This window comes from Anaerostipes sp. 494a, assembly GCF_001940315.1.
In the GTDB taxonomy this organism is placed as follows: Bacteria; Bacillota; Clostridia; order Lachnospirales; family Lachnospiraceae; genus Anaerostipes; species Anaerostipes faecalis.
Genome location: NZ_MJIF01000001.1, coordinates 846,188 through 871,434, shown reverse-complemented (window position 1 = coordinate 871,434; position 25,247 = coordinate 846,188). Strand labels below are relative to the sequence as shown.

General features: G+C 35.3%; 19 protein-coding genes. 18 read left to right on the top strand and 1 reads right to left on the bottom strand.

Annotation, left to right across the window (positions count from 1 at the left end; genetic code table 11):
• Positions 1-249: 249 nt before the first annotated feature.
• From BHF70_RS04445 to yajC, 9 genes are all read left to right on the top strand, one after another.
• Positions 250-3,900 (top strand): isopeptide-forming domain-containing fimbrial protein, encoded by a 3,651-nt coding sequence (locus tag BHF70_RS04445; protein WP_075759134.1) that lies wholly within the window; start codon positions 250-252, stop codon positions 3,898-3,900.
• Positions 3,901-3,915: 15 nt separating this feature from the next.
• Positions 3,916-4,206 (top strand): hypothetical protein, encoded by a 291-nt coding sequence (locus BHF70_RS04440; RefSeq protein WP_075759133.1) that lies wholly within the window; start codon positions 3,916-3,918, stop codon positions 4,204-4,206.
• Positions 4,207-4,295: 89 nt separating this feature from the next.
• The gene (locus BHF70_RS04435) at positions 4,296-5,048 is read left to right on the top strand and encodes a PP2C family protein-serine/threonine phosphatase (RefSeq protein ID WP_075759132.1); all 753 of its coding nucleotides are present in this window, start codon (positions 4,296-4,298) and stop codon (positions 5,046-5,048) included.
• The gene (locus BHF70_RS04430) at positions 5,018-6,427 is read left to right on the top strand and encodes a serine/threonine-protein kinase (RefSeq protein WP_075759131.1); all 1,410 of its coding nucleotides are present in this window, start codon (positions 5,018-5,020) and stop codon (positions 6,425-6,427) included. The genes BHF70_RS04435 and BHF70_RS04430 overlap by 31 nt, the downstream gene beginning before the upstream one ends.
• Positions 6,424-8,511: a hypothetical protein gene (locus BHF70_RS04425; RefSeq protein ID WP_075759130.1), complete on the top strand. Its 2,088-nt coding sequence runs from the start codon at positions 6,424-6,426 to the stop codon at positions 8,509-8,511. The genes BHF70_RS04430 and BHF70_RS04425 overlap by 4 nt, the downstream gene beginning before the upstream one ends.
• Positions 8,512-8,573: 62 nt before the next feature.
• Complete coding sequence (locus tag BHF70_RS04420; protein ID WP_075759129.1) at positions 8,574-9,275, top strand: S1 RNA-binding domain-containing protein; 702 nt, start codon at positions 8,574-8,576, stop codon at positions 9,273-9,275.
• Between the two features lie 12 nt (positions 9,276-9,287).
• Positions 9,288-10,385 (top strand): chorismate synthase, encoded by a 1,098-nt coding sequence (gene aroC / locus BHF70_RS04415; RefSeq protein ID WP_075759128.1) that lies wholly within the window; start codon positions 9,288-9,290, stop codon positions 10,383-10,385.
• Between the two features lie 10 nt (positions 10,386-10,395).
• The gene (gene tgt / locus BHF70_RS04410) at positions 10,396-11,520 is read left to right on the top strand and encodes a tRNA guanosine(34) transglycosylase Tgt (RefSeq protein ID WP_075760522.1); all 1,125 of its coding nucleotides are present in this window, start codon (positions 10,396-10,398) and stop codon (positions 11,518-11,520) included.
• Positions 11,521-11,547: 27 nt separating this feature from the next.
• Positions 11,548-11,841: a preprotein translocase subunit YajC gene (gene yajC, locus BHF70_RS04405; protein WP_075759127.1), complete on the top strand. Its 294-nt coding sequence runs from the start codon at positions 11,548-11,550 to the stop codon at positions 11,839-11,841.
• A gap of 42 nt (positions 11,842-11,883) precedes the next feature.
• Here the strand turns inward: yajC and BHF70_RS04400 are convergent, their stop codons facing one another.
• A complete protein-coding gene (locus tag BHF70_RS04400; RefSeq protein WP_075759126.1) occupies positions 11,884-12,729 on the bottom strand; it encodes a PHP domain-containing protein in 846 nt (281 codons plus the stop codon).
• 99 nt (positions 12,730-12,828) lie between these two features.
• Between BHF70_RS04400 and BHF70_RS04395 the strand changes: the two genes are divergently transcribed.
• The 9 genes from BHF70_RS04395 (at position 12,829) to BHF70_RS04355 (ending at position 25,224) form a co-directional block, all read left to right on the top strand.
• On the top strand, positions 12,829-13,191 hold the full coding sequence (locus BHF70_RS04395; protein WP_075759125.1) for a TIGR04086 family membrane protein: 363 nt from the start codon (positions 12,829-12,831) through the stop codon (positions 13,189-13,191).
• A 158-nt stretch (positions 13,192-13,349) separates the two neighbouring features.
• A complete protein-coding gene (locus tag BHF70_RS04390; RefSeq protein ID WP_075759124.1) occupies positions 13,350-14,933 on the top strand; it encodes a DEAD/DEAH box helicase in 1,584 nt (527 codons plus the stop codon).
• A gap of 81 nt (positions 14,934-15,014) precedes the next feature.
• On the top strand, positions 15,015-15,158 hold the full coding sequence (scfA, locus tag BHF70_RS04385; protein WP_009203580.1) for a six-cysteine ranthipeptide SCIFF: 144 nt from the start codon (positions 15,015-15,017) through the stop codon (positions 15,156-15,158).
• A gap of 104 nt (positions 15,159-15,262) precedes the next feature.
• Complete coding sequence (gene scfB, locus BHF70_RS04380) at positions 15,263-16,642, top strand: thioether cross-link-forming SCIFF peptide maturase (protein ID WP_075759123.1); 1,380 nt, start codon at positions 15,263-15,265, stop codon at positions 16,640-16,642.
• Positions 16,626-18,926 carry a protein translocase subunit SecDF gene (locus BHF70_RS04375; protein WP_075759122.1) on the top strand — a complete coding sequence of 767 codons (2,301 nt, stop codon included), beginning with the start codon at positions 16,626-16,628 and terminating at the stop codon, positions 18,924-18,926. Before scfB ends, BHF70_RS04375 begins: the two co-directional genes overlap by 17 nt.
• 67 nt (positions 18,927-18,993) lie before the next feature.
• A complete protein-coding gene (gene recJ / locus BHF70_RS04370) occupies positions 18,994-20,721 on the top strand; it encodes a single-stranded-DNA-specific exonuclease RecJ (protein WP_075759121.1) in 1,728 nt (575 codons plus the stop codon).
• 2 nt (positions 20,722-20,723) lie between these two features.
• Positions 20,724-21,548 carry a Cof-type HAD-IIB family hydrolase gene (locus BHF70_RS04365; protein ID WP_075759120.1) on the top strand — a complete coding sequence of 275 codons (825 nt, stop codon included), beginning with the start codon at positions 20,724-20,726 and terminating at the stop codon, positions 21,546-21,548.
• A gap of 17 nt (positions 21,549-21,565) precedes the next feature.
• A complete protein-coding gene (locus tag BHF70_RS04360; protein ID WP_075759119.1) occupies positions 21,566-22,702 on the top strand; it encodes an exonuclease SbcCD subunit D in 1,137 nt (378 codons plus the stop codon).
• Complete coding sequence (locus BHF70_RS04355; RefSeq protein ID WP_075759118.1) at positions 22,699-25,224, top strand: AAA family ATPase; 2,526 nt, start codon at positions 22,699-22,701, stop codon at positions 25,222-25,224. The genes BHF70_RS04360 and BHF70_RS04355 overlap by 4 nt, the downstream gene beginning before the upstream one ends.
• Positions 25,225-25,247: the final 23 nt, after the last annotated feature.

Genomic DNA, 25,247 nt, shown 5'->3' with positions numbered 1-25,247 from the left:
GATTGATATCCGGGAGATTTTTACAATTGAATAAGACCATTTTTCGATACATTCTGTTTAGACATATTCCGCCATGATCTGATAGTCCGGGGAGCGATAAAATGGATATGATAATGATACTTCTGCATGGTCATGGAGGTGAGTGCAGCCTGTCATAAGAATGAGGGGAGCCTAAAAAGGGTTATGAGACTTTTGTCTGTCGGGAAATGAGGAAAAACTGAGGTTTAGACAGAACAAAGGAGACTTATTATGAAAATGAAAGTTTTAAGGAAAAAATGGAAAGTTTTTATTTTGATAGCAGGCGTTTTTTTATCATGGTTATATTCGTCCATCAGAGTATATGCTCAGTTAAATACAGATGGTGCAGAGAAAATCAATGCAGGATGGAAAGATGAACATCATCAGTTTTCATCGTTTGATGATGAAGATGCATTGAAGGTCGATGCATCCTATGGATTTAAATTGAAAATGACCAGTGAGACTAAAACAATCGTAACAGTGGGAAAAACCACAACGGATCTTCCGGATATTAGTATTCCGGATGAACTAAGAAAATTTACATGGTTTAAAACAAGTGAAAACAAACCAGGAAGCATAGCAGTGAAAAAAACCAATATGGAAATATATCAATGTGAAGCAGACGGAAGTAAGGGACATTGGGAAAAAATCGATCTTTTGATGACAGTATCCGCCATAGAAAAATATGAAAATCAGGATGGATATGTGGCAATAGGAAATGGAATAAGCGGCTGTTCCTATATTGGTATTGAAGAAATGACTATGAAAAGTCAATTTTTTAAAGCAGGAACGCAAACACCTGTGACAATAAAAAGTAATGTGACGTTAAAAGATATTGATACAAAACAGTATATCGGCGTGAAAGCAGATAGTATTCATGGACAGTATGTATCAGGAAATACAAAACTCAGTTACAAAAAAACAAATGGTATGAATATTTACTATGCAGATTTTGAAACAGATTATGACAGTGAAGATTTCACGTGTGCAGGTTTTACTTTTATTTCCAGCTGTTTTGAATATACCTTTGGAAGGAATCTGAATCGTCAGCCGACAAGACAGGAGCAATATGTGGGATCTGGACAAAATATGGTAAAATTTGATTCACCTGATCCAAGGAAGTATATTTCTGATGAAGATGGAAACAGAACTGAAAAGTATCAGGGTAGGAGTCTTGGAGATTCATGGACATATGAAATTGATCAGGCAGTAGCAGGTGAAATACCACAGGCACATTATTTTAAAAAATTCATGTTTAAAGATCAGATTGAAAAATGTTTGAAAATTTTGAATGTGAAAATAATGGGAGATGGTAAAGATGTTACCGATGATTTTTCAATTGAAACAAAAGATAATCAGGTAACAGCTCTATTAAAAAATCCAAAAGACCCTTCTTTTTATGAGAAAAGTCTTTATACGATGAAAATTAAAGTAAAAATGGATATACCGGAAAATGTAGGGAAGCAACAGTTAGACAATCTACGGGAAATATGGAAACAGCATGGCCATTATGACTCTACAAGTACTGTATTAACAGAAACAAATAAAGCTGAAACCATTGTAGATGAAAGGACAGCACCAACCAATCAGGTAATAACAGAGATTGAATTGCCGGAAGAAGAGAAAGATGTTCCGGGGTTAAAAATAATTAAGGAAACACCTAAGTATGAATATCAGGCAAAAGATAAGGTGAATTACAAAGTTACTGTAAAAAATACCAATGAAAATGCTGACACTGCATATTTTACTATTCAGGATATTTCATTGCCGGGTAATATGAAAATTCAAAAGGATTCTGTTAAAGTCACCGGAATTGAAGAGGGGCAGTATATACTGGAAGAGGTGAAAAACGGATGGATCTTAAAATCAAAAGGAGATTATGCTCAGCCATGGAATAAGGATATTGTGATTTCATATACAGCTGTTGCAGAGGTGTCCACCAATGGAACATTAGTGGATAATACAGCGTCCGCATGGGCAGCAGGAATTCCACAGACATATGATGATTGTCAGGTTTATATTAATTCACCAAAGACAGAAGTTGTAAAGTCTGCTCCTGAAAAGGTCTATAAACAGGGAGACCATATATCGTATAAAATTGAGCTTACCAATAAAAATCCAGGAACTTTTATGCAAAATATAGAATTCTCTGATCAGATTCGAACGGATGGGGTTCGCCTTGTCCCTGGAAGTCTTGCAATTATGTCAGGAGAAAAAGATATTACAAAGGATTGTAACATTTCATATAGTAAAGACGGAAGAAGCTATCGTGTTTCAACACCAGTGGAGTTGAAAAATGGTTCTATTCCAGCTATTGAATCTGAGACGGGAAGGAGTACAGGAGATTATGATGATTTATGGTTATCAGATAATATACAGGTTACTTATCAGACACTGATTGAGAAAGATGGATTAGAAGGTGCCAGTATTTTAAATACTTTTGTAGCTCCGGCTACAAAAAATACAAATGGTGATCTTATTAAAGAAGATCAGGAAATTCCTTCAGGCGGAGGGAAAGCAGAGGAAACTGTAAAAGTGAAAGCGCCACAGCTTCAGATTGTAAAAGAATCAGACAAAAAGGAATATGGAGTAGGGGAAAAGGGGCTGTATACTTTAAAAATAACCCAGAAAAAAGAAAATCTGATAGCCTGTAATGTTAAAGTGACAGATACATTTGCTCAAACAGGTATGGAGACATCGGAAATAAAAGTGCTTCTAAATGATAAGGATATTACAGATGATTGCAGAATAAATCATATGAGCCAGTCTTTTTGTATAGAAACAGGGAAAAATCTTGGAGAAGATGATATTTTAAAGATTACATATAAAGTATATTTTAAAGAAAAGATTGTCGGGGAAATAAAGAACACAGCTGTTGCAGAAAGTGATAATACTTTAAAAGTTCAGGATGAAAATATTGTTACCCTTCAGTCGCCTGTATTGGACATTGAGAAAGATTCAGACAATACTGTTTACAAAGAGGGACAGATGGGAATCTATCAGCTCAAAGTTACGCAAAAGAATAAAGGAATGATAGCTCATCAGGTTGTTATTGAGGATTCTTTTGAGAAAGAAGGAATGGAGATTTCAGGAATCAAAGTAAAATATAATGGGACAGATATTACAAAAGATTGTGAAATTATTTTATCTGAAGGACAAAATCAATTTCAAATCTATACAGGAAAAGATTTAAGTGACAAAGATCGTATATTGATAACTTATCGTGTTCTATTTAAGAAAATGATTTTCGGCAATATATTAAATACAGCAAAAACCTATGGAAAAGATGCAGATATGTGTCAGGATAAAAATATTGTTACAATGGATGTTGTCGTACCTGAATTATCTATATTTAAGAGCTCTTCAAAATCTGTTTTAAAGAAGGGAGATATTAGTGAATATCAGGTTACTGTGTTACAGACAATAAAAGATGCCATTGCTAAAAATGTGGTTATTTCAGACAAATTATATCAAGAAGGAGTAGTAATCTGCACAGATACAATACGAGTAACAGATCCTGAAGGAAGAGATATTACTAAAAACTGTAAAATTAACGCAGATGAAAACAGTTATATTATCCAGACAGGGCAGAATCTCTCTTATGATCAGAAAATGGTTGTTTCTTATAAAGTTAAAATTTTAAAAGTTAAAAGCAAAAAACTTATCAATATAGCATCTGCAAAGGGAGATAATACAAAAAAAGTCAGTGCAAAAAATACGGTGAAATTGCAAAAAGAATCTTATGTAAATGGAACTTCAGGTCAGAATACCGAGGTGCCGAAAACAGGAGAAAAGAGCTGGATACCGTGGCTTGTTCTATTAATCGTCGCAGGCGCTTCCCTTGTTTTTTCTTGCGGAAAAAGGTATAATAGAAAAAAATAATAGGAGTGAGCGCTTATGGCAAAAGATTTTTTTGGTCGGCTGGAAGAGACTATTTCCACAAAAGGGAAGGTCGCTGCTAATAAGGCGAAAGAAGTAGCTGATTCAGCCAAAAGACACAATGATATTCGTGTAGCAAAAAAACAGCTCAATGATCTGTATCAACAGGTAGGAAAGATGTATTTTGAGGAAACCATGGATTATCCTCAGGCGGATTATATTGATTTATTTAATCTGATTGAAAAGCTTCGTGGTGATATTGAGATTCTTCAAAAAGAAATCGATGGAGAAGAAGATACAGAAGAATAAGAAAGACCTTGCAGAGAGTAATTCTTTGCAAGGTTTTTTCTATGCAGGGAAAGCAAAATGATTTCCCTTGGTCTTTGAAAGGAGTATATATGATTCATTCAGTTGAAATGACAGATATTGGAAATGGGCGTCCGACAAATCAGGACGCTTATTTGTTAAAACAAAGAGAATATAAAGGAAGATTGTATTTACTGGCTGCGGTATGTGATGGAATGGGAGGATTACGTCGGGGAGAAATAGCAAGCAGATATATTATTGAAATACTAAAACAGTGGTTTGAAGAATCACTTCCTGCTTTTCTGGAGAATGGAAATATAAAAGATATACAAAAGGAGTTGATTCGTTTAATAAAAAAAGCAAATAGCAATCTTTTACTTATGAGCCAGGGAGTAGAGGATGCCATGGGAAGTACATTAACGTTGCTGTTTGTTATGGATCATCAGTTTTTTGTATTAAATGTGGGAGATTCCAGAACATATTGGTTTGACCACAGAAGAAAGTATGTAACAACGGATCATACGTTGGTTCAGCTTGAAGTTAAAGCAGGACATTTAAGTAAAGAACAGGCACGAAAAGATCCAAGAAGACATATTTTGATACAATGTGTTGGTGTTACAAAAGATATACGAGTGGATTGTTATAATGGACGACTTCGACCTGGGATGGAGTTTTTACTCTGTACCGATGGTTTTTATAGTTTGCTTGAGGAAGAAGAAATATATCAGGTAGATGCATCAGAGGAAATAATGAAAATATGGGTGGAAAGATGTTTTCAAAAAGTAAAGGAGAGGGGGGAGCTGGATAATCTTTCATGTATTTTAATAAAAGTTCCGGAAAAATAATATTAAAAAGATTTCAAATATTGTCTTTGCTGGGAGAAGGAGGAATGGGGAAAGTCTTTTTAGTCCGTGAACAGGGTACAGGAAAAAAATATGCCATAAAATCTATTGATTATAATTTACAGGGATGGAAGGAAAAAAGTGTTTTTGAGGAGGTATCAGGTAATGATGGAATTCCTGATTATTACGGTTATGAGATAGAAGATGGAAAATTATATTTAATTATGGAATATCTTCAGGGAATGAATATGAGAGAATACATTAGAGTTCATGGTATGCCAAATTGCAAACGGTATCTTAAGTGGGGCATACAGTTGTGTCAGATACTGGAGTGGATACATAAGGGAAAAAACAAGATAGTATATATGGATTTGAAACCAGAAAATATTATGATACATTCTTCAAAAAAACTATATCTTGTGGATTTTGGTGCTTCTGTCTATTTTGGAGAGAATAATACTGGCTGTGGAACTAAAGGTTTTGCTGCTCCAGAACAATATATTCCAGGACATAAAGCTGATGTAAAGGCAGATATATTTAGCTTAGGGAAAATATTAGATTACTGCTGTCCTGAAAAAATGAGGAAAAAGATGGGGAATATTATAGGTATCTGTACATCTAAAAGTTTGGATAAGCGTTATAAGGATGTAAAAGATGTGGAAATGGAGTTATTAAAACTGGTAAAAAAAGAAAGGGTAAAAAAACAGATTTTTTGTGCCGGTATTCTGATTATTTTTATTCAGATTTTGTGGAAACCTGAAAAGAAAGAAAATGTTTCTTTTATATCACCATGGAAAAGTCTGGAAAAATGGGAAAATGATGAAGAAGGTAAAAAAGATTATAAAGATTTATGGAGAAATCTTTATCTTTGTGAGAAAGATTCCAAAAGTTTTTTCAGGAAGAAATATATTTTAAAAATGTACATTACCTATGAAGATTATCTTGAAAAGTATGGAAGTCCATTGAAAAAAGCCCTGAAAATAATTGAAGATATGGAGATACAACAAAAAAAGTCAGAGAAAGAGTTTTTATTGAATGAGAAAGTGGAAATTTATGAAAGACTTGCCAATAAAGGTGAGAAAGAGCTTTTTGTATCTTTTATTCAAAGATATATGAAAAAGGAAGAAGAGCCTTACAGGGCATGGAATTATTATCGGCGATATCTGCTTTTTCAAGAAGAACATGGTAAAAAGATATACTCTGATTATGAAATATTTATAAAAAAGTATCCTCATTTTCCAGATGCATATATTGATTATTGTATATATCTGTGCCGTTATAACCAGTGGGAAAAAGCAAAACAGATATATAGAAAAGGAAAGAAGAAGGCAGATATTACTGGTAATAAGGCATCAAAGTTAAAGGAGAGATTGGGATTATGAGTGTATTAAAGATCAAAGGGGAAATAATATTTGGATTGTTCGTTGTTTTATGTCTTGCCTTTTGGACAGGGATACAGGTGAAAGGGGATGAAAAATTATGGGATTTGAAATTTACAGGAGGTGGAAATGCACCATATTTTCAAAGTAGTGTAAAATTAGAGATACAATTAGTAGAAAATGTTTTACCAGATGATATTAAACTGTTTGTGAATCATCAGGAGCAGGACGTTGAATGGCAGGATGAAACAATGGCAGAATTGTATTTCGAAAAAGAAGGAATCTATTCTATTAAAATAGAGCATGAAAGTGGACAAGAAGAAATAAAAACCATATATGTTGAAATAAATTCTCCGGAAAGACCGGAAATTGATGTTGGGGATTATAATCTGGGAACGTGGACTTCAAAAAATATTAATATAAAAGCTAGAAAAGGGGAATCTTTGTCAGGAGTTTCACGGTATGAGTATAAATTTTTTGGACAATCATGGACAACTATGAAAGATGGTCAGCTGACTCTTGATGAAAATTTTGAAGGTGTCATTTCCTTTCGGACTGTTTCCAATGCAGGACAAGAGGGAAGCATAGTTACAATACCTGTTCGATTGTGGAAAACTTCACCTGATCCACCTGAATTTGTGCAGAATCATTTTAAGGAAAATAGATGGTATCAAAAAATTCCAGAAATAAAATGTAGGATTTTAAAGGAAAAAGGTCCTGAAGTTTTCTTTTTTGCAAAAATGAAAAATGTAACAACAGGCGAAACCTGTACTATGAAAAATAAGATTCCACAAGCGAAAGAAGATGGAATATATAAATGGTATGGGTGGTGCGTTGATGAAGCTGGAAATATATCAAATCAGTCGGAAACTGATTATGTGAAGATTGATCGGTTAGAACCGCAGATAAAAGTGAAATATATATATCCATTTAGAAATTCTGAATATTGTAAAAAACAAAAAGTAAAAATATATATCAGAGATTTAAATCTGAATAAACAAGATGTTCAGATAGAGACAACTGGGAGAATAGGTTCTCAGTGGAAAAATTTTTCAAATGGATATAGTATTGTTGTAGACTTTTCTTCAGAAGGGAAACAGTATTTAAGTATCAAAGCAAAAGATTATGCAGGAAATCAAAGCAATACCATAAAAAAACAATTTCAAATTGATAATGAGAGACCTAAGATTATTCTTGATGGAATCAGAGATTATGATTCATATAAAAATAATGTAAAAATTAAGATAATGATATCAGATTCCAATCGAAAAAAAGATAGTGAAAGAATTTATCTTAATGGAGACAGATGGATACCAGCTACAATAAAAAAAGATGGCTATTATTGTCTGGAAATATATGCAAAAGATTATGCAGGGAATTTTTCGAAAGTCAAAAGACATTTTATTGTAAATAAAAAGGGAATTAAAATACAATTATCAGATAAAAATCTTCAAAATAGCTATATTCGAAAGAAAAAATTTATTCCGGCTTTTAAGGTGGAAAGTCTAGAACCTGTTCAAGTAGTAAAATATAAAATAAACGGGGAAAATAAGGAATATAGATGGAACGGTAATTTACTGGAAGCAAGGGAACCGATAAAAAGTGATGGGAAATATATAATAGAAGCATTATTGATTGATTCCTCTGGAAATACGGCAGAGTCAGAAAAAATGAAATTTGTTTATGATACAGAAGCACCTGAGATTATGACGAATGGAATAGATAGTAACCATAACAGCTGGTATGGTCAGAAGATTCGGATCCAGACTAAAAAGAAAGAAGATAAGTTTGTCAGAATAATTTTAGATGGAGTTCCAATAAAGTTTAAAAGAAATCTGGTGATTTTAAAGATATTAGAACCAGGTAAACATCTGATTCATGTTAAATCTACAGACAGAGCAGGAAATCTAACAAATTTAACCATGAAGTTTGCGGTTAAAAAGATTACGCCAAAACAGATGGTCAAAGTGGTAAAAGGGAAACAGAGAAAACAGCATAAAGATGATGATCGATGCTTATTGGTAATATTATTTGTTTTTTTGTGGCTGGCTGTAAGAATTAGAAAAAAGGAAGTTACAAGGTTATAATCTTAATAAATCTATGCTATAATATTATTCATGTATGTTTTATTAGATGGAGGAAAAGAATTATGGCAGAAGAAATAAAAGAAACAAATGAAGACTTTGGAAAAGCACTGGAAGAATCTTTAGAGAAAGCAGAAAACAGTGAAGCAATGGTATGGGCAAATCTGGAACAGATGAAAGAAGAAGGTACAGTTCTTTCCCTGACTGTTGGTGGAGTAGTAAATGGAGGAGTAATCGTTTACGTGGAAGGTGTTCGAGGATTTATTCCAGCTTCTTTATTATCCACAAAGTATGTGGAGGATTTAAATGTGTGGCTTCAGAAAGAGGTAGAGGCAAAGATTATCACAGTTGAAGAAGAAAATCAGAGACTTGTTTTATCAGCAAAGGCTGTGGAAATTGAGAAAGAACATGCAGCTTTACAGGAAAAAATTCAGCAGCTGAAAGTTGGAACAGTGGTAGAAGGTACTGTAGAAAATCTTATGCCATATGGTGCGTTTGTTGATATTGGTGATGGAATCAGCGGATTAATCCATATTTCCCAGTTCAGTAAAAAAAGAATTAAAAGTCCGGAAGAGATGGTAAAAGAAGGACAGAAGGTAACAGTTAAAATTATAAAAGTTGCTGATGGAAAAGTAAGTCTGAGCATGAAAGCTTTAGAAGAAGATGCTGAAGAAGAAAAGAAAGCAAAAGAAACAGGTATAGAATATACAGAGAAAGAGGCAGCAGGAACAAGTCTTGGAGATTTGTTGGCTAATATTAAGTTATAGAGGGGATTACATATGGCAGGATCAAGTTTTGGAACATTATTTCAGATAACCACATGGGGAGAAACTCATGGTGCCGGTCTTGGCGTTGTGGTTGATGGATGTCCGGCAGGTTTAGAACTCTGTGAAGATGATATACAGAAATATCTGGATCGAAGAAAACCAGGACAGTCCCGATATACAACTCAGAGAAAAGAAGGGGACAGAGTTTCTATTTTGTCAGGTGTTTTTGAAGGTAGAACTACAGGAACACCAATTTCTATGGTTGTTTACAATGAAAATCAGAAATCCAGAGATTATAGTAATATAAAGGATGTTTATCGACCTGGACATGCAGATTATACTTATGATATGAAATATGGTTTCCGTGATTACAGAGGAGGAGGTCGTTCTTCAGGAAGAGAAACCATTGGGCGTGTGGCAGCAGGAGCAATTGCAGCAAAAGTCCTTAGTGAACTTGGAATTCAGATTACAGCCTATGCTGAGTCTATTGCCGGAATCAAGATTTCCCGTGATCATTTCAATAAAGATGAAATTCAAAATAATCCTTTTTATATGCCAGATGCACAGGCAGCTGCTAAAGTGCAGGAAAAAGCAGATCGGATGATAAAGGAGATGGATTCTGTAGGTGGAACCATTGAATGTGTTATTACAGGAATGAAACCAGGAATAGGAGATCCGGTCTTTGATAAATTAAGTGCACAGCTTGGAAAAGCAGTTTTATCAATTGGTGCTGTAAAAGGATTTGAAATCGGAGATGGATTTCAGGTGGCAGATGCAAAAGGATCAGAAAATAATGATGCTTTTATGATGCAGGGAGAGAATGTTCTTAAATGTACCAATCATTCAGGCGGTATTTTAGGGGGAATCAGTGATGGAAGTACAATTTTATTCAGAGCGGCAGTAAAGCCAACTCCTTCTATTGCACAGACTCAGAAAACAGTAAACAGAGATGGTCAGGATGTGGAAATTGAGATTCATGGACGACATGATCCAATGATTGTCCCGCGTGCAGTTGTTGTGGTAGAATCTATGGCAGCTATTACAATTCTGGATGGATTATTGAAGAATCTTGCAGCAACAATGGATAATGTAAAAAAACTTTATGAATAATGGTGAAATAATGTATGAATTAATAGCAAAAGATGGAAGAGCAAAGCGAGGACGTCTTAAAACTGTTCATGGCACAATTGAGACACCTGTTTTTATGAATGTAGGAACAGTGGCAGCGATTAAAGGTGCAGTAAGTACAGATGATCTAAGGGCGATTGGAACACAGGTTGAATTATCTAATACCTATCATCTTCATGTGCGAACTGGAGATAAGTTGATTAAAGAATATGGAGGACTTCACAAATTTATGAATTGGGATCGGCCGATTCTTACAGATTCTGGAGGATTCCAGGTATTTTCACTTGCAAAACTTAGAAAAATTAAAGAAGAGGGAGTTTCATTTTCTTCTCACATCGATGGAAGAAAAATATTTATGGGTCCTGAGGAAAGTATGCAGATCCAATCAAATCTCGGCTCAACAATTGCCATGGCGTTTGATGAATGTCCGCCACATCCTGCGACAAGAGAGTATATGCAAAATTCAGTGGATCGAACTACAAGATGGCTTGAGCGTTGTAAAAAAGAAATGAATCGTCTTAATTCATTGGAAGGCACTGTAAATCCTAATCAGATGTTATTTGGAATAAATCAAGGTGGAACCTTTGAGGATATTAGAATTGCTCACGCAAAGACGATTTCAGATATGAATCTGGACGGATATGCTCTTGGGGGTCTTGCCGTAGGAGAAAGCCATGAGGAAATGTACCGTATTTTGGATGAGACAGTACCATACCTTCCGGAAAATAAACCTACGTATCTTATGGGGGTAGGGACACCTGCCAATATTCTGGAAGCAGTAGACCGTGGAGTGGATTTTTTTGATTGTGTATATCCAACAAGAAATGGACGACATGGACATGTGTATACTAATCATGGAAAGCTGAATTTGTTTAATAAGAAATATGAACTGGATCATCGCCCTATAGAAGAAGGATGTCAGTGTCCGGCGTGTAAAAGTTATAGCAGAGCGTATATACGGCATCTGTTAAAAGCGAAAGAAATGTTAGGAATGCGATTATGTGTCTTGCATAACTTATATTTTTATAATACAATGATGGGTGAGATTCGTGATGCCATAGAGGAAGGAAGATACAAAGAATATAAAAGTCAAAAACTCGAAGGCATGATGGGTTAATGATATCTTTAATTATGGAGGAAACAAATGAACGGAACAGGGTCAACAATTTTAATGCTTGTTTTACTGTTTGGAATGATGTACTTTTTAATGATTCGTCCACAGAAAAAACAGGAACAGGAAAAGAAAGAATTAATGGGATCTCTAGAGGTAGGAGATAGTGTTTTGACTGTTAGTGGTTTTTACGGGGTTATTGTGGATACTGTAGATGATAGTACAATCATCGTAGAATTTGGAAATGATAAACATTGTCGAATTCCAATGGAGAAAGCAGCAATTTCCGCAGTTGAAAAGGCAAATGCTCAGCAGGAAGAAGCGTAGAAAAAAGGAACCTGAAATAACAGGTTCCTTTTTTTCTTTTATTTATAAGGTGCCGGCAGATGCATGCTCCAGAAGATTAAATAGATGATCTGGAACATACATACCACCTCTTCCGGTTCCTATGACAATATCCGGTTTGTTGTTTCCGTGAAAGTCAGAACCTCCGGAACCTAAAAGGTGATATTTTTTCTGCCATTCCAGCAGTTTTGTTATCTGCCCCAGATGATGTGTGGAATGATATATTTCCAGTCCTTTTAACCCGTAGGTCATTAATTCTCTGATAAGATTCTCAATTTCAAGACTTGAGAAATGATATTGAAAGGGATGTGCCAGAACGGGAATACCATTTGCATCCAGTATAAGTTTTAAAGCATCTTTAGGATGAAAAAAAGGTTTTGGAAGATAATATTTACAAGTATCTCCTAAATATTTTTTAAATGCCTGATCAGAATTTTTACAAATACCTTCTTCAATAAGAACTCTGGAGAAATGGGCACGGGTAATTACTGTATTAGGATTTCCGTTTTGCAATTTTTCTAAAGTTATAGGGTATCCGTCTTTTTGAAACAGAGCAATCATATCAAGATTTCTCTGCATTCTCTTTTGTCGAAGATCAGAGAGAGTCTGGTTTAAAGTTTCACTTTTATAATTAATTCCATATCCTAATATATGAATTTCATGCTTAGGAGTATCACAGGAAATTTCGATACCAGGAAGGAAATGAATTTTTTGGGGAATGCTACACTCAATAATTTTAGGAATTCCTTCAGTAGTGTCGTGATCGGTGAGGGAAAATCCATAAAGTCCTTTTTCTGTTACCTTTTTAATAATGTCAGCAGGTGAACAAGTTCCATCGGAATAGGTGGAATGAATATGCAAATCTATCATAGTGCCTCCTTTATTTTAGATTTTATATTCTTAGTCTAACACAAAAAGGAATAGATGCCAAAATAATAGCATAAATTGATGATATGAGGAGGATGGTTTATGGAAGCAGGAAAAAAAAGTTTTATTGTAGTTCAGAGCCTGGTTATTTCTTATATTATTGCAGGGATTATTTTATGTATTTTGGCCTTTCTTATGTATCAGTTAAGAAGTGGAGATAAGATTGCAAATGTTGGTATTACGATAACCTATATTATTTCTTCTGTTTTAGCGGGAGCCATGGTTGGTAAAAAGATAGGAAAAAGAAAATTTGTATGGGGACTTATAACCGGTATGCTGTATTTTCTGATTTTATTAGGAGTTTCTCTGCTGATTCATGAAAATACACTGCTGTTGTCAGGAGAAAAAATAACCGTATTTTTATTATGCACAGCAGGTGGTATGCTGGGTGGAATGATAGCATGAAGATATTTCCTTGACGTGCCTGAAAATAATATGATATATTTGATAACGTTACTCAAAGCGGATAAGTCTTTATTTTCAAAAGTTTGGAAGATGGAGAACATCTAGGGACTTATTCGCTTTGTTATTTTACGATCAAATAAGAAAGACAAGAAGGTATTATGGAAACAATTCAGTTTAATGACTTAAATTTAAATGAGAAAATATTAAGAGCAGTGAAAGAAATGGGATTTGAAGCGGCTTCACCAATTCAGGCAAAAACCATTCCTTTGGCATTAGAAGGAAAAGATCTTGTGGGACAGGCACAGACAGGAACAGGGAAAACGGCGGCTTTTGGAATCCCGGTATTGGAACTGCTGGATACCAAGTTGAAAAAGCCGCAGGCTATTATTTTATGTCCAACGAGGGAACTGGCAATTCAGGTTGCAGATGAACTTCGAAAATTGGCAAAATTTATGCATGGAGCAAAGGTGTTGCCAATATATGGAGGTCAGAATATAACCAATCAGATTCGTTCATTAAAAAATGGAGTGAATATTGTTGTTGGAACCCCTGGAAGAGTTATGGATCATTTGAGGCGTCATACGTTAAAAACAGATTTTATAAAAACAGTCATTTTAGATGAAGCAGATGAAATGTTAAATATGGGATTTCGTGAGGATATTGAGACGATTCTTGAACAATTGCCAGAGGAACGTCAAACATTGTTATTTTCTGCAACTATGCCAAAACCAATAATGGACTTGAGAAAAAAATATCAGAATAATGCCAAGGTAATAAAAGTTGTTCGAAAAGAATTAACTGTACCTAATATTGAGCAGTATTACTATGAGGTTCGTCCTAAGAAAAAACTCGAAGTTCTTTGCAGACTGCTGGATATGTATGCTCCAAAGTTATCTGTAGTATTTTGTAATACAAAGCGTATGGCAGATGAAGTGGCACAGCAGCTAAAGGACAGGGGATATTTTGCTGAAGGTCTTCATGGAGATTTGAAGCAGAGCCAGCGTGACAGAGTTATGAAAAGTTTTCGAACAGGACGCGTGGATATTCTCGTGGCAACAGATGTAGCCGCAAGAGGAATTGATGTTGATGATGTGGATGCGGTATTTAATTATGACCTTCCCCAGGATGATGAGTTTTATGTTCATCGAATTGGAAGAACAGGACGTGCAGGAAGAACAGGTAATGCATTTACTTTTGTAGCAGGAAAAGAAATATATAAACTTCGGGATATTATGCGTTACTGCAAAACAAAAATTAAAGCGATGCCAATTCCAAGTTATAATGATGTGCAGATGACTAAATCTGAAAATCTGCTTCAGGAAATCTCAGGAATTATTGATGATAATCATATGGACAAATATGTAGAAATGGTTGATGGGTTTATTAACGAAAGTGATTATACAGCTCTTGAGATAGCCGCTGCCTTTTTGAAGAAAAATCTCCAGGAAAATGATACAGAAATAAACTATGATGAATTTGAGGACACAGGTGCAGAAACAGGAATGGCCCGTCTTTTTATAAATATTGGAAGAAAAAATGGTGCAAGACCAGGAGATATTCTTGGTGCAATTGCAGGAGAATCAAATATTTCAGGAGATTTGGTAGGTGCAATCGATATGCATGATAAATATACCTTTGTAGAAGTGCCAAAGGATGTTGCCAGAGAGGTAATGTATAGCATGAAAAGAGCTAAAATAAAAGGGAAAACCATTAATATGGAACCTGCCAATAAAAAGTTATAAGAAAGAAATAGCCATTGTCAACTATAAAAGGATATGATATAATATTCCAAGTTATTTATTAGATAATAGGAGGAAGATAAGATGAAACATATTAAAACTCTGACAAATAAAACTTTACAAAATACTGTGAAAAAAGGTGGATGTGGAGAATGCCAGACATCTTGCCAGTCAGCTTGTAAAACATCTTGTACAGTAGGAAATCAGACTTGCGAACACAGTAAATAATCAAATAATGATTTGTAAGGTGAGGCGTTCCGTGAGGGCCGCCTCATTTCCTTATGTACAGATATTATTGTAAGAATATATAGAATAAAGGGAGAATAAAGAAAGTGGTTCATCAGTATAAGAACAATGGATACAACATGGTTCTCGATGTTGCCAGCGGTTCTGTTCATGTTGTTGATGATCTTAGTTATGAAGTTATTGCTTTATACGAGGATTATTCCCTGGAAGAGATCCAGGAAAAGCTTACACAATATGATGAAGCGGACATTAGAGAAGCATATAAAGAAGTGACAGAATTAAAAGAGGCAGGAGTTTTATTTACAGAAGACTGTTATGAACAGTATATTTGTGAATTTAAAGAACGTCCAACTGTTGTAAAGGCGTTATGTCTTCATATTGCTCATGATTGTAATCTGGCATGCAGATATTGTTTTGCAGAAGAGGGAGAATACAAAGGGCGTCGTGCACTTATGAGTGCAGAAGTTGGAAAAAAGGCATTGGATTTTCTTGTAAAAAGTTCAGGAAACAGGCGCAATCTGGAAGTGGATTTTTTCGGTGGAGAGCCATTAATGAATTTTGATGTAGTAAAAGAAATAGTTGCTTATGGACGTTCTTTAGAAGAAGCTAATAATAAGAAGTTCAGATTCACTCTCACAACCAATGGTGTACTCCTCAACGATGATATTATGGAATTTGCCAATAAGGAAATGGATAATGTAGTATTAAGTGTGGATGGAAGAAAAGAAGTTCATGATTTTATGCGTCCGTTTAGAAATGGAAAAGGTAGTTATGATTTTGTCATAGACAAGTTTAAAAAATTTGCTGATAGCAGAAATCAGCAGAAATATTATGTAAGAGGAACTTTTACACACCATAATCTGGATTTTTCAAAAGATGTATTTCATCTGGCAGATGAAGGATTCCAGCAAATTTCTGTGGAACCTGTAGTTGCACCTGAAACGGAAGACTATGCTATTACAGAAGAGGATCTGCCAAAAATCATGAAAGAATATGATAAACTTGCAAAGGAAATGGTCAAACGTGAGAAGGAAGGCAGAGGCTTTACATTTTTCCATTTTATGATTGACTTGACAGGCGGCCCTTGTGTGGCAAAACGTTTATCAGGATGTGGTTCAGGAACTGAATATCTTGCAGTTACTCCATGGGGAGATCTTTATCCATGTCATCAGTTTGTAGGTCAGGAAGAATTTTGCATGGGAAATGTCTTTGATGGAATTTCCAGAGAAGATATCGTAAAAGACTTTAAAGCAAGTTGTGTATATACAAAAGATGAATGTAAAAAGTGTTTTGCGAGATTTTATTGCAGTGGAGGATGCAGTGCTAATTCCTATAATTTTAATGGGACAATTAATGGAACCTATGAAATTGGATGTCAGTTGGAGCGTAAACGTGTGGAATGTGCACTGATGGTAAAAGCAGCACTTGCACTGGAAGAGGAGACAGAAAATGAAGAAGCAGAATAAGAAGGGAAGATATATTGCAGGTCTCGTGGCCTTGATCGTTTTATGTGCATTTGGAGTTTTTATTACAACGAAAGGTATCACAAAGGAAAAGATTGGACGTGCAAGTAATATTGAACTTGGATTGGATCTTGCCGGAGGAGTTAGCATCACTTATGAAGTAGATGGAAAAAATGTATCTGAAAGTGATATGAAAGATACTGTTTATAAGCTTCAGAAACGTGTGGAAGGATACAGTACGGAAGCTGAGGTTTATAGAGAGGGTAAAGACCGGATCAATATTGAAATTCCTGGTGTCTCAGATGCAAATAAAATTCTTGATGAGCTGGGGAAACCGGGAAGTCTTTCTTTTGCAACAATGAAAGAAGTAAAAGTAAAAGAAAACGGTAAAACTACAACCCAGAATCAAATGTCTACAATATTGACAGGACAGAATGTTAAACGTGCAAAAGCAGTAACGAACGAAGATCAGACTACAGGACAGAAAGAATATCTGGTTGCATTGGAATTTGATGCTAAAGGGACAAAAGCCTTTGCAAAAGCTACAAAAGAAAATATTGGAAAACCAATCTATATTATTTATGATAACCAGATTATCAGTGCTCCGAATGTTAAGGAAGCAATTACAAAAGGAGAATGTACCATTGATGGAATGGAAAGTTATGAGGCAGCAGAGAATCTTGCATCATCTATTCGAATTGGATCATTACCTGTAGAATTAAAAGAACTGCGCTCAAATGTTGTATCTGCAAAACTTGGAGTGGATGCCATTGAGACTACAGTTAAAGCAGGTATCATAGGATTTGGAATAGTGTGTCTTATCATGATTGGATTTTATGCACTTCCAGGTGCGATTGCCTGTGTAACTCTGTCAATTTATCTGCTGATGACTCTTCTGGCATTAAATGGATTCAATGTTACACTGACATTGCCAGGTCTGGCAGGTATTATCTTAGGTATCGGAATGGCAGTGGATGCCAATGTTATCATTTATGCAAGAATCCAGGAGGAAATTGCAGCAGGTAAAAGTGTTGGCGCAGCAATTAAATCGGGATTCGGTAAAGCTGCTTCTGCCATTATCGATGGAAATGTGACCACTTTGATTGCAGTACTGGTACTTTGGTTTAAAGGATCAGGTACAGTTAAAGGATTTGCACAGACTCTTGGAATGAGTGTGGCAATTTCCATGTTTACAGCACTGGTGATCAGCAGACTTCTTATAAATTCGGCATATACATTTGGATTGCGTAATCCAAAATTATATGGAAAAGCAAGAACAATCAAGAAGCGTGATTTTGTAAAAGCAGGAAAGAAATATGTAGCAGTGGCAGCAGTTATCATTGTTGCAGGACTGGCATTTTTGCCAATCAATAAAAGTCAGATTGGTACTGTATTGAACTACGATCTGGAATTTTCAGGAGGAACAGCTTCAACTATTACTTTTGACAAAAACCAAAAAGTTAATGATTCTTTAGAGAAAAAAGTGGTTGCTGCCTATGAAAAAGTAAGCAAATCTTCATCTGTTCAGAGCCAGAAGGTGAAGGCAAATAATCAGATGGTAATCAAAAGCGTGGAATTAAGTTTAAATCAGAGAAAACAAATTGAGAAAACATTAAAAACCGATTACAATGCTACATCTGTAGCTACAGAAAATATCAGCTCAACAATCAGTAGTGAGATGCAGAGAGATGCGTTTATTTCAGTTTTGATTTCTACAGTATGTATGTTAATTTATATTGCAATCAGATTTAAAGATGTGAAGTTTGGATCAAGTGCGATTATTGCACTGATTAATGATGTGCTTGTTGTGTTTGCAGCCTATTCCATTGGAAAACTGGCTGTTGGAGGTACTTTTATTGCCTGCATGCTGACAATCATAGGTTATTCCATTAACTCAACCATTGTAATATTTGACCGTATCAGAGAAAATCTGAAGACTGCAAAACCATATCAGGTTAAAGATGTTGTAAATAGCAGTATCTGTCAGACATTAACACGTACAATTAATACATCTTTGACAACATTTGTTATGGTATTTGTTTTATTTGTGCTTGGTGTTTCTTCATTAAAAGAATTCTCTCTGACATTAATGGTAGGTGTTATAGGCGGAGCTTTTTCATCTGTATTTCTTACAGGTCCGCTTTGGTATTTTATGAAAACCAGAATAGGAAAGGAAAAAGATAAATATCAGGCCAGACCGGAAAAGCAGCAGGATGAACAGCAAATGCCTAAAAAAATAACAGCAAATCCTAATCGTAAAAAAAAGAAAAAGAAAAAAAGAAAATAAAAATTGTATCAGAAAGAGTATTTAGAAATATCTAAGTGCTCTTTTTCTGACATGATGGAGAAGAAAAATGGAACAGTGGTTTATATATAAAAAAAAGGCAGATTTTCAGAAGATTGCTAAACAATTTCATATAGATCCTGTAATTGCAAGACTTATACGTAATAGAGAAATTATCCAGGAAGATGAAATCAGAAAATATTTGTATGGAAATTTATCTGAAATCTCGAATCCTTTTCTGATGAAGGGAATACGGGAAGGAATAGAAATCCTAAAACAAAAAATTCATGAAAAGAAGAAAATTCGGATTATTTCTGATTATGATGTAGACGGGATTGTATCTAATTACATTTTGTTAAAAGGAATTGATAATCTGGGTGGAAGAATTGATTTTACGATTCCAAACAGAGTGACAGACGGGTATGGGATTAATGAACATTTAATAGAGAAAGCTCTAAAGGATCAGGTAGATACTATTATAACATGTGATAATGGCATAGCTGCAAAAGAGGCAGTTTCCTTTGGAAAAAGCAATGGACTTACTATGATCATAACAGATCATCATGAGGTTCCTTTTGAAATCCTTAAAGATGGAAGCAGAAGAGAAATTTTGCCGCCGGCAGATGTGGTTATTGATCCGAAGCAAAAAGAGTGCAGTTATCCATATCCTTATCTGTGCGGAGCAGGTGTGGCTTTTCAGTTTATGCGTGCATTGTATCATGAGATGGGAAAGGATCAGAAGGAGCTGGAACCATTACTGGCTTTTCTCGCAATTGCAACTGTATGTGATGTAGTAGATCTGACAGGTGAAAATCGTATTTTTGTCAAAGAAGGCTTAAAAAGAATTTCTGAAACTCAAAATACAGGGCTGAGAGCATTGCTGAAAGTGCATGAGATGGAACATAAAGATTTAAAATCATATGATCTTGGATTTGTTATCGGTCCATGTATGAATGCCAGCGGACGTTTGGATACAGCAGAGAGAGTCATGTACCTGTTCCTGGAAAATGATATGGAGACGGCACTTGTTACGGCACAAGAATTAAAGGACTTAAATGAACAGAGAAAGAGACTGACAGAGGAAGGAGTGGAGCAGTCTCTTGAACAGGCAGAAAAATATCTGGAATCAGGGGACAAGGTATTGGTAATTTATCTGCCTCAATGCCATGAGAGTATCGCGGGAATTATAGCAGGACGTGTAAAGGATCGTGTACATCATCCTGTTTTTGTCTTGACAGATGCTGAAGAAGGAATCAAAGGTTCGGGGCGTTCAATCGAACAGTATTCCATGTTTGAGGAAATGATGAAAATAGGTGATGTTTTTACAAAGTTTGGAGGGCATCCAATGGCTGCAGGATGTTCTATGGAAAAAGAAATGATTAATATATTTCGCGATAAAATCAATGAGAATTGCAGCCTGAAGGAAGAAGATTTTATAAAAAAAGTTCATATTGATATTGATATGCCGATAGATTATCTGAATTTAGATTTGATTCAGCAGCTTTCAATTTTGGAGCCTTTTGGGAAAGAAAATAAAAAACCACTGTTTGCTCATCGAAAACTAAGAATTGAAAAGGTTATGGTATTTGGAAAAGGTAAAAATGTAATTAAATTATCGTTAAAGAGTAGCCAAGGTACCAGAATTGATGGTATGATTTTTGAGGAAGAGGACAGTTTCCGGGAAAAAATGGGGGATAAGCGATTGATTACGTGTACATATTATCCTGTGATCAATGAATATCAGGGATATATTAGCCTTCAGATTAATATTCAGAACTACTTTTTTACGGAGGAATGATTATGAGCGAAATTAAATTAATTGCTATGGATTTGGACAATACTTTGCTGGACAGCGACAAGCAGATTTCAGAGCATACTAAGGATGTATTGAAAGCGGCTATTGCAAAAGGGGTACAGATAGTACCAGCTACAGGAAGGATTTTTAAGGCGATTCCAGAAGAGCTGCGTAATATAGAAGGAGTGCGATTTGCACTTTGTTGTAATGGGGCTACAGTATATGATAAGGAAGAAGATAAAATTATTTATACCAACCACCTATCGAAAGAAACAGTATTTCAGCTGTTTGATGTTATGGATAAATATCATTGTACGCAGGATATTTATAAAAATGGACAGGGTTATATGGAAGGAAGATTCCTGAATCATTTGGAGGATTACAATGTAGAAAAGCATATTTATAAAATGGTTCATGAGACTCGTCTGGAAGTGGATAACCTTAGAGAATACATAGAGAAGGACCCTGAAGGAATTGAAAAAATTCAAGGTTTCTTTGATGATATGGAAGAGCGGGAAAAATGTATAGATGAATTAACCGGATTAAATATTGCCAGTGTTGTCAGCTCTCTGACAAATAATATCGAAGTGAATCAGTTTGGGTGTGACAAGGGTGATGGATTGACTCATCTGGCACAATATCTTAATATTCCAATGAATCAGATTATGGCCTGCGGAGATGCCGGTAATGATACAAAAATGATCGAAGTGGCAGGAATAGGTGTTGTTATGGAAAATGGAAGGGAAGAATTAAAGGCAATTGCTGATTTTGTTACAAAAACCAATGATGAAGATGGAGTAGCATATGCGATTGAAAAATATGTTTTATAGAGTCAGAAAGGAGAAGTATGAAGCTTGTTCATGTTGCAGATTTACATCTGGGTAAAACAGTGAATGAAATAAATCTGTTAAAAGATCAGGAATACATTTTACAGCAGATTTTGAAAATTACAGTGGAAGAAGAGGCTGATGGAATATTGATTGCAGGCGATATTTATGACCGAAGTATTCCACCGGCAGAGGCTGTTGTTATTTTTGATCGTTTTCTTACAGAACTGTCGGAAAAAGGTATATTTGTCTGTTGCATTGGCGGCAATCATGACTCTGGAGAAAGGTTGGATTTTGGAAAACACTTTTTTGAAAACAGAGATGTTTATATAGAAGGTATGTTTTCCGGTAAAATCAAAGTAATAGAAAAGAGGGATGCATATGGAAGTATTTATATCCATTTGCTTCCTTTTTTTAAACCAATTCAGGTGAAGGCATATTATCAGGATAAAAAAATAGATAGCCCTGAGACTGCTATGAGAGTGCTGCTAGAGGAGCATAGTGTGAAAAAGGATACAAGGAATATTCTTGTAACTCACCAGTTTGTGACTGGGGCAAATACAATGGAAACATCAGAATCTGAGCAGGAAATACTTGTAGGTGGTATGGGACAGATTTCATATGAGTTGTTTTCTGGATTTGATTATGTAGCCTTGGGACATCTGCATGGTCCGCAAAAAGCCGGAAGAGAAGAAATCCGGTACAGTGGTTCACCATTAAAATATTCTTTTTCTGAAGAGTTTCAAAAAAAATCTGTGGTAATAGTGAATATAAAGGAAAAGGGAAACATGGAAATTCATAGCAGATCTTTAAGTTTTTTACATGATATGCGAACCATAAAAGGCCCCATAAAGAAATTGCTTGACCCTGAGGTGTCAGGACAGGAAAATGTGGAAGATTATCTTAGGGTATGTCTGACAGATCGAGAAGAATTGGTGGATCCTGCAGCAAAACTGAGAATGGTTTATCCGAATCTCATGGAATTAACCATGGAAAAAAATCAGGTATCGGAAGAAAAAGATTATATTATCGGAAGAAAAGAGAAAACACCAATGGAAATGGCAGAAAGTTTTTTGAAATTAACATTTGGTGAGGCTGAAGAGGAAAGAATGAAATGTCTGCAGGCACTTCTTGAGGAAGGAAGGCAAGAATTATGAAACCTTTATTATTAGAATTATCTGGATGGGGACCATATCCGTCTGTCAATAAAATAGATTTCTCCAAAATACAAAAGGGTGAGTTGTTTTTAATTACAGGACCCACAGGGGCAGGAAAAACTACGGTTTTTGATGGGATTACTTATGCGCTTTATGGAGAGGTAAGCGGGAAGACCCGTTTAAAAGACGGTCTCCGCAGTGATTTTGCTATGCCTCAGACCGAAACATATGTGATACTGGAATTTTCTCATGGAAGAAATGTATATAAAGTGGAACGACATCCTAAATATATGAGACCGAAAAAAAGAGGCGAAGGAATGATTGCAGAAAAAGAGGATGCGGTATTATATCTAGAAGATGGTTCTGTTATTTCAGGGGTTAATCAGGTAAATCAGAAAATCCGGGAAATTCTGTCAGTAGATTATCAGCAGTTTAAGCAGTTATCTATGCTGGCACAGGGAGAATTTATGGATTTACTGATAACAAAATCAAAAGATAGAGTAGAAATCTTTCGTTCAATTTTTCATACACAGATTTATGAGAAAATGCAGACTCTGGCAGGTGAAAAAGCAAGGAGCCTGAAAAATGATATCATTCAACTGGAAAATAAAATTGAGGAAGCAGTTTCCGGGATTGAAGAAGACCCTCTGATACATGCTGAGTTGGAAAAGAAGGACTATTATGGTGCTTTTTCCAGAGTTCAGGTTATTAAAAAACAGATTTCGGCAGAGGAACAAAAAATAGAAAAAGAACTCCAAAAAACAGAGGAGAAGTTAAGAAAAATTGAACAATTTTGTCAATCTGTTGTAGACTTACAAGAGCAGGTCCGTAAAACAGAATCTGAAGCAGATTATTTGAAAATTGAGGCAGAAGAGGCTAAGGACCGAAAAAATCATTCCAAAGAAAAAGCTGAATTAATGAAAACTGAGATGATTGAAATCCAAAAAAAGAAAGAACGGAGAATGATTTTAGGAGATGCTTTTAGACGGGTGGAAAAAGGAAAATTGCTGATAGTTCAAAAAGGAGAAATAGAAAAGAAACTGGAACAGCAAAAAATACGATGTGCTGTTGCAAAGCACCAGAAGTGGGAAGAAATAGTTAAAAAGCAACAGCAGATGCAGCAACAATTGCTAACAGACAAACAACAGTTAGACCGATGGAAAGAAAAATATCAGAATGCTGATGAGAATTTATTATCAGAAAAAAATAAGCTGTCTAAAATGCAGTCCAGATATTTTGCAGCAAATGTGGGAATTCTTGCAGCAGAATTGAAAGACGGACAACCCTGTCCTGTCTGTGGTTCGATTCATCATCCCCAAAAGGCAAACACAGTTGAGAATGCACCAAAGCAGAAGGATGTGGAACAACAGGCTCTCCTGGTTGAAACGATCCAGAAAGATTTTCATGAATGTTATCAGAAGTTAATGGAATATCAGGAAAAAATTTCAGTTGAAGAACGGATGTTAATAGAGCTGCAAAAAGATATACCGGAAGAACCAGAATGGAATGATGGATGGAATAGAAGGGAGAAACTTAATGTAGCAGATGAAGAGTCTTTATATCAGCAGATACAAAGAGAGTTTGCACTGTTATGCGGTAAAATAGATGGACTTCCTATGGAAATCAAGGAACTTTTAAAAGAGGAAGATAAAATGCGAAGGGAAGATGCGCAGTTATCGAAGGAAATAGAATCTTTTGAAAAGGAACTTGAAAAGGTTTTGAAAAATGCAGAGAATGATACAGTCGATTACGCAAGGAAAAAAGTTTTGCTTGAAGATGCCCAGCTTAAACTGGAACATCTGCAAAAACAACTTCCTGAACAGTCTTTTGTTGAAAATCAAAAACTGCAGAGAGAGCAATTGCATCAAGAGCAGTTTAAGCTAAAAAAACAGAAAGAAGAAAAACTGGTATACTTAGATCGACTTTGTCTGGCGGGAAGTTCATTAAAAGAAAAACTAAAAAAACGAGATAATCTGGAAAAGAAATATGGAATAATAGGAGATGTGGATCGATTAATTAATGGTTCGAATCATTTAAAGCTTAATTTGGAACAATTTGTATTGATTTCATATTTCAAGGATGTATTGAAAGCTGCTAATTTAAGACTTCGGAAAATGACAAATGGAAGGTATGAGATGTATCGTCAGGAAAATGTCAGCGACGGTAGAAAAAAAGATCATTTGGAAATAGAAGTATTGGATTATTACACAGGAAAGAAAAGATCTGTTCGGACACTTTCAGGAGGAGAATCATTTAAAGCGGCGTTATGTCTGGCTTTGGGGTTGTCAGACGTGATTCAAAGTTATGCAGGTGGAATTCAGATAGATATTCTTTTTGTAGATGAAGGGTTTGGTGCACTTGATCATGAGAGTTTGAATCAGGCAATTGATACTTTAGTACATCTTGCAGGAGAGCAGAGAATGATTGGAATCATTTCTCATGTAGAAGAATTAAAAGAAAGAATTGATCGGCAGATTATTATTAAAAAGAAAAAGGAAGGCAGTCAGATTATCAGCAGTTGATTATATTACAATGAAAACTTGAC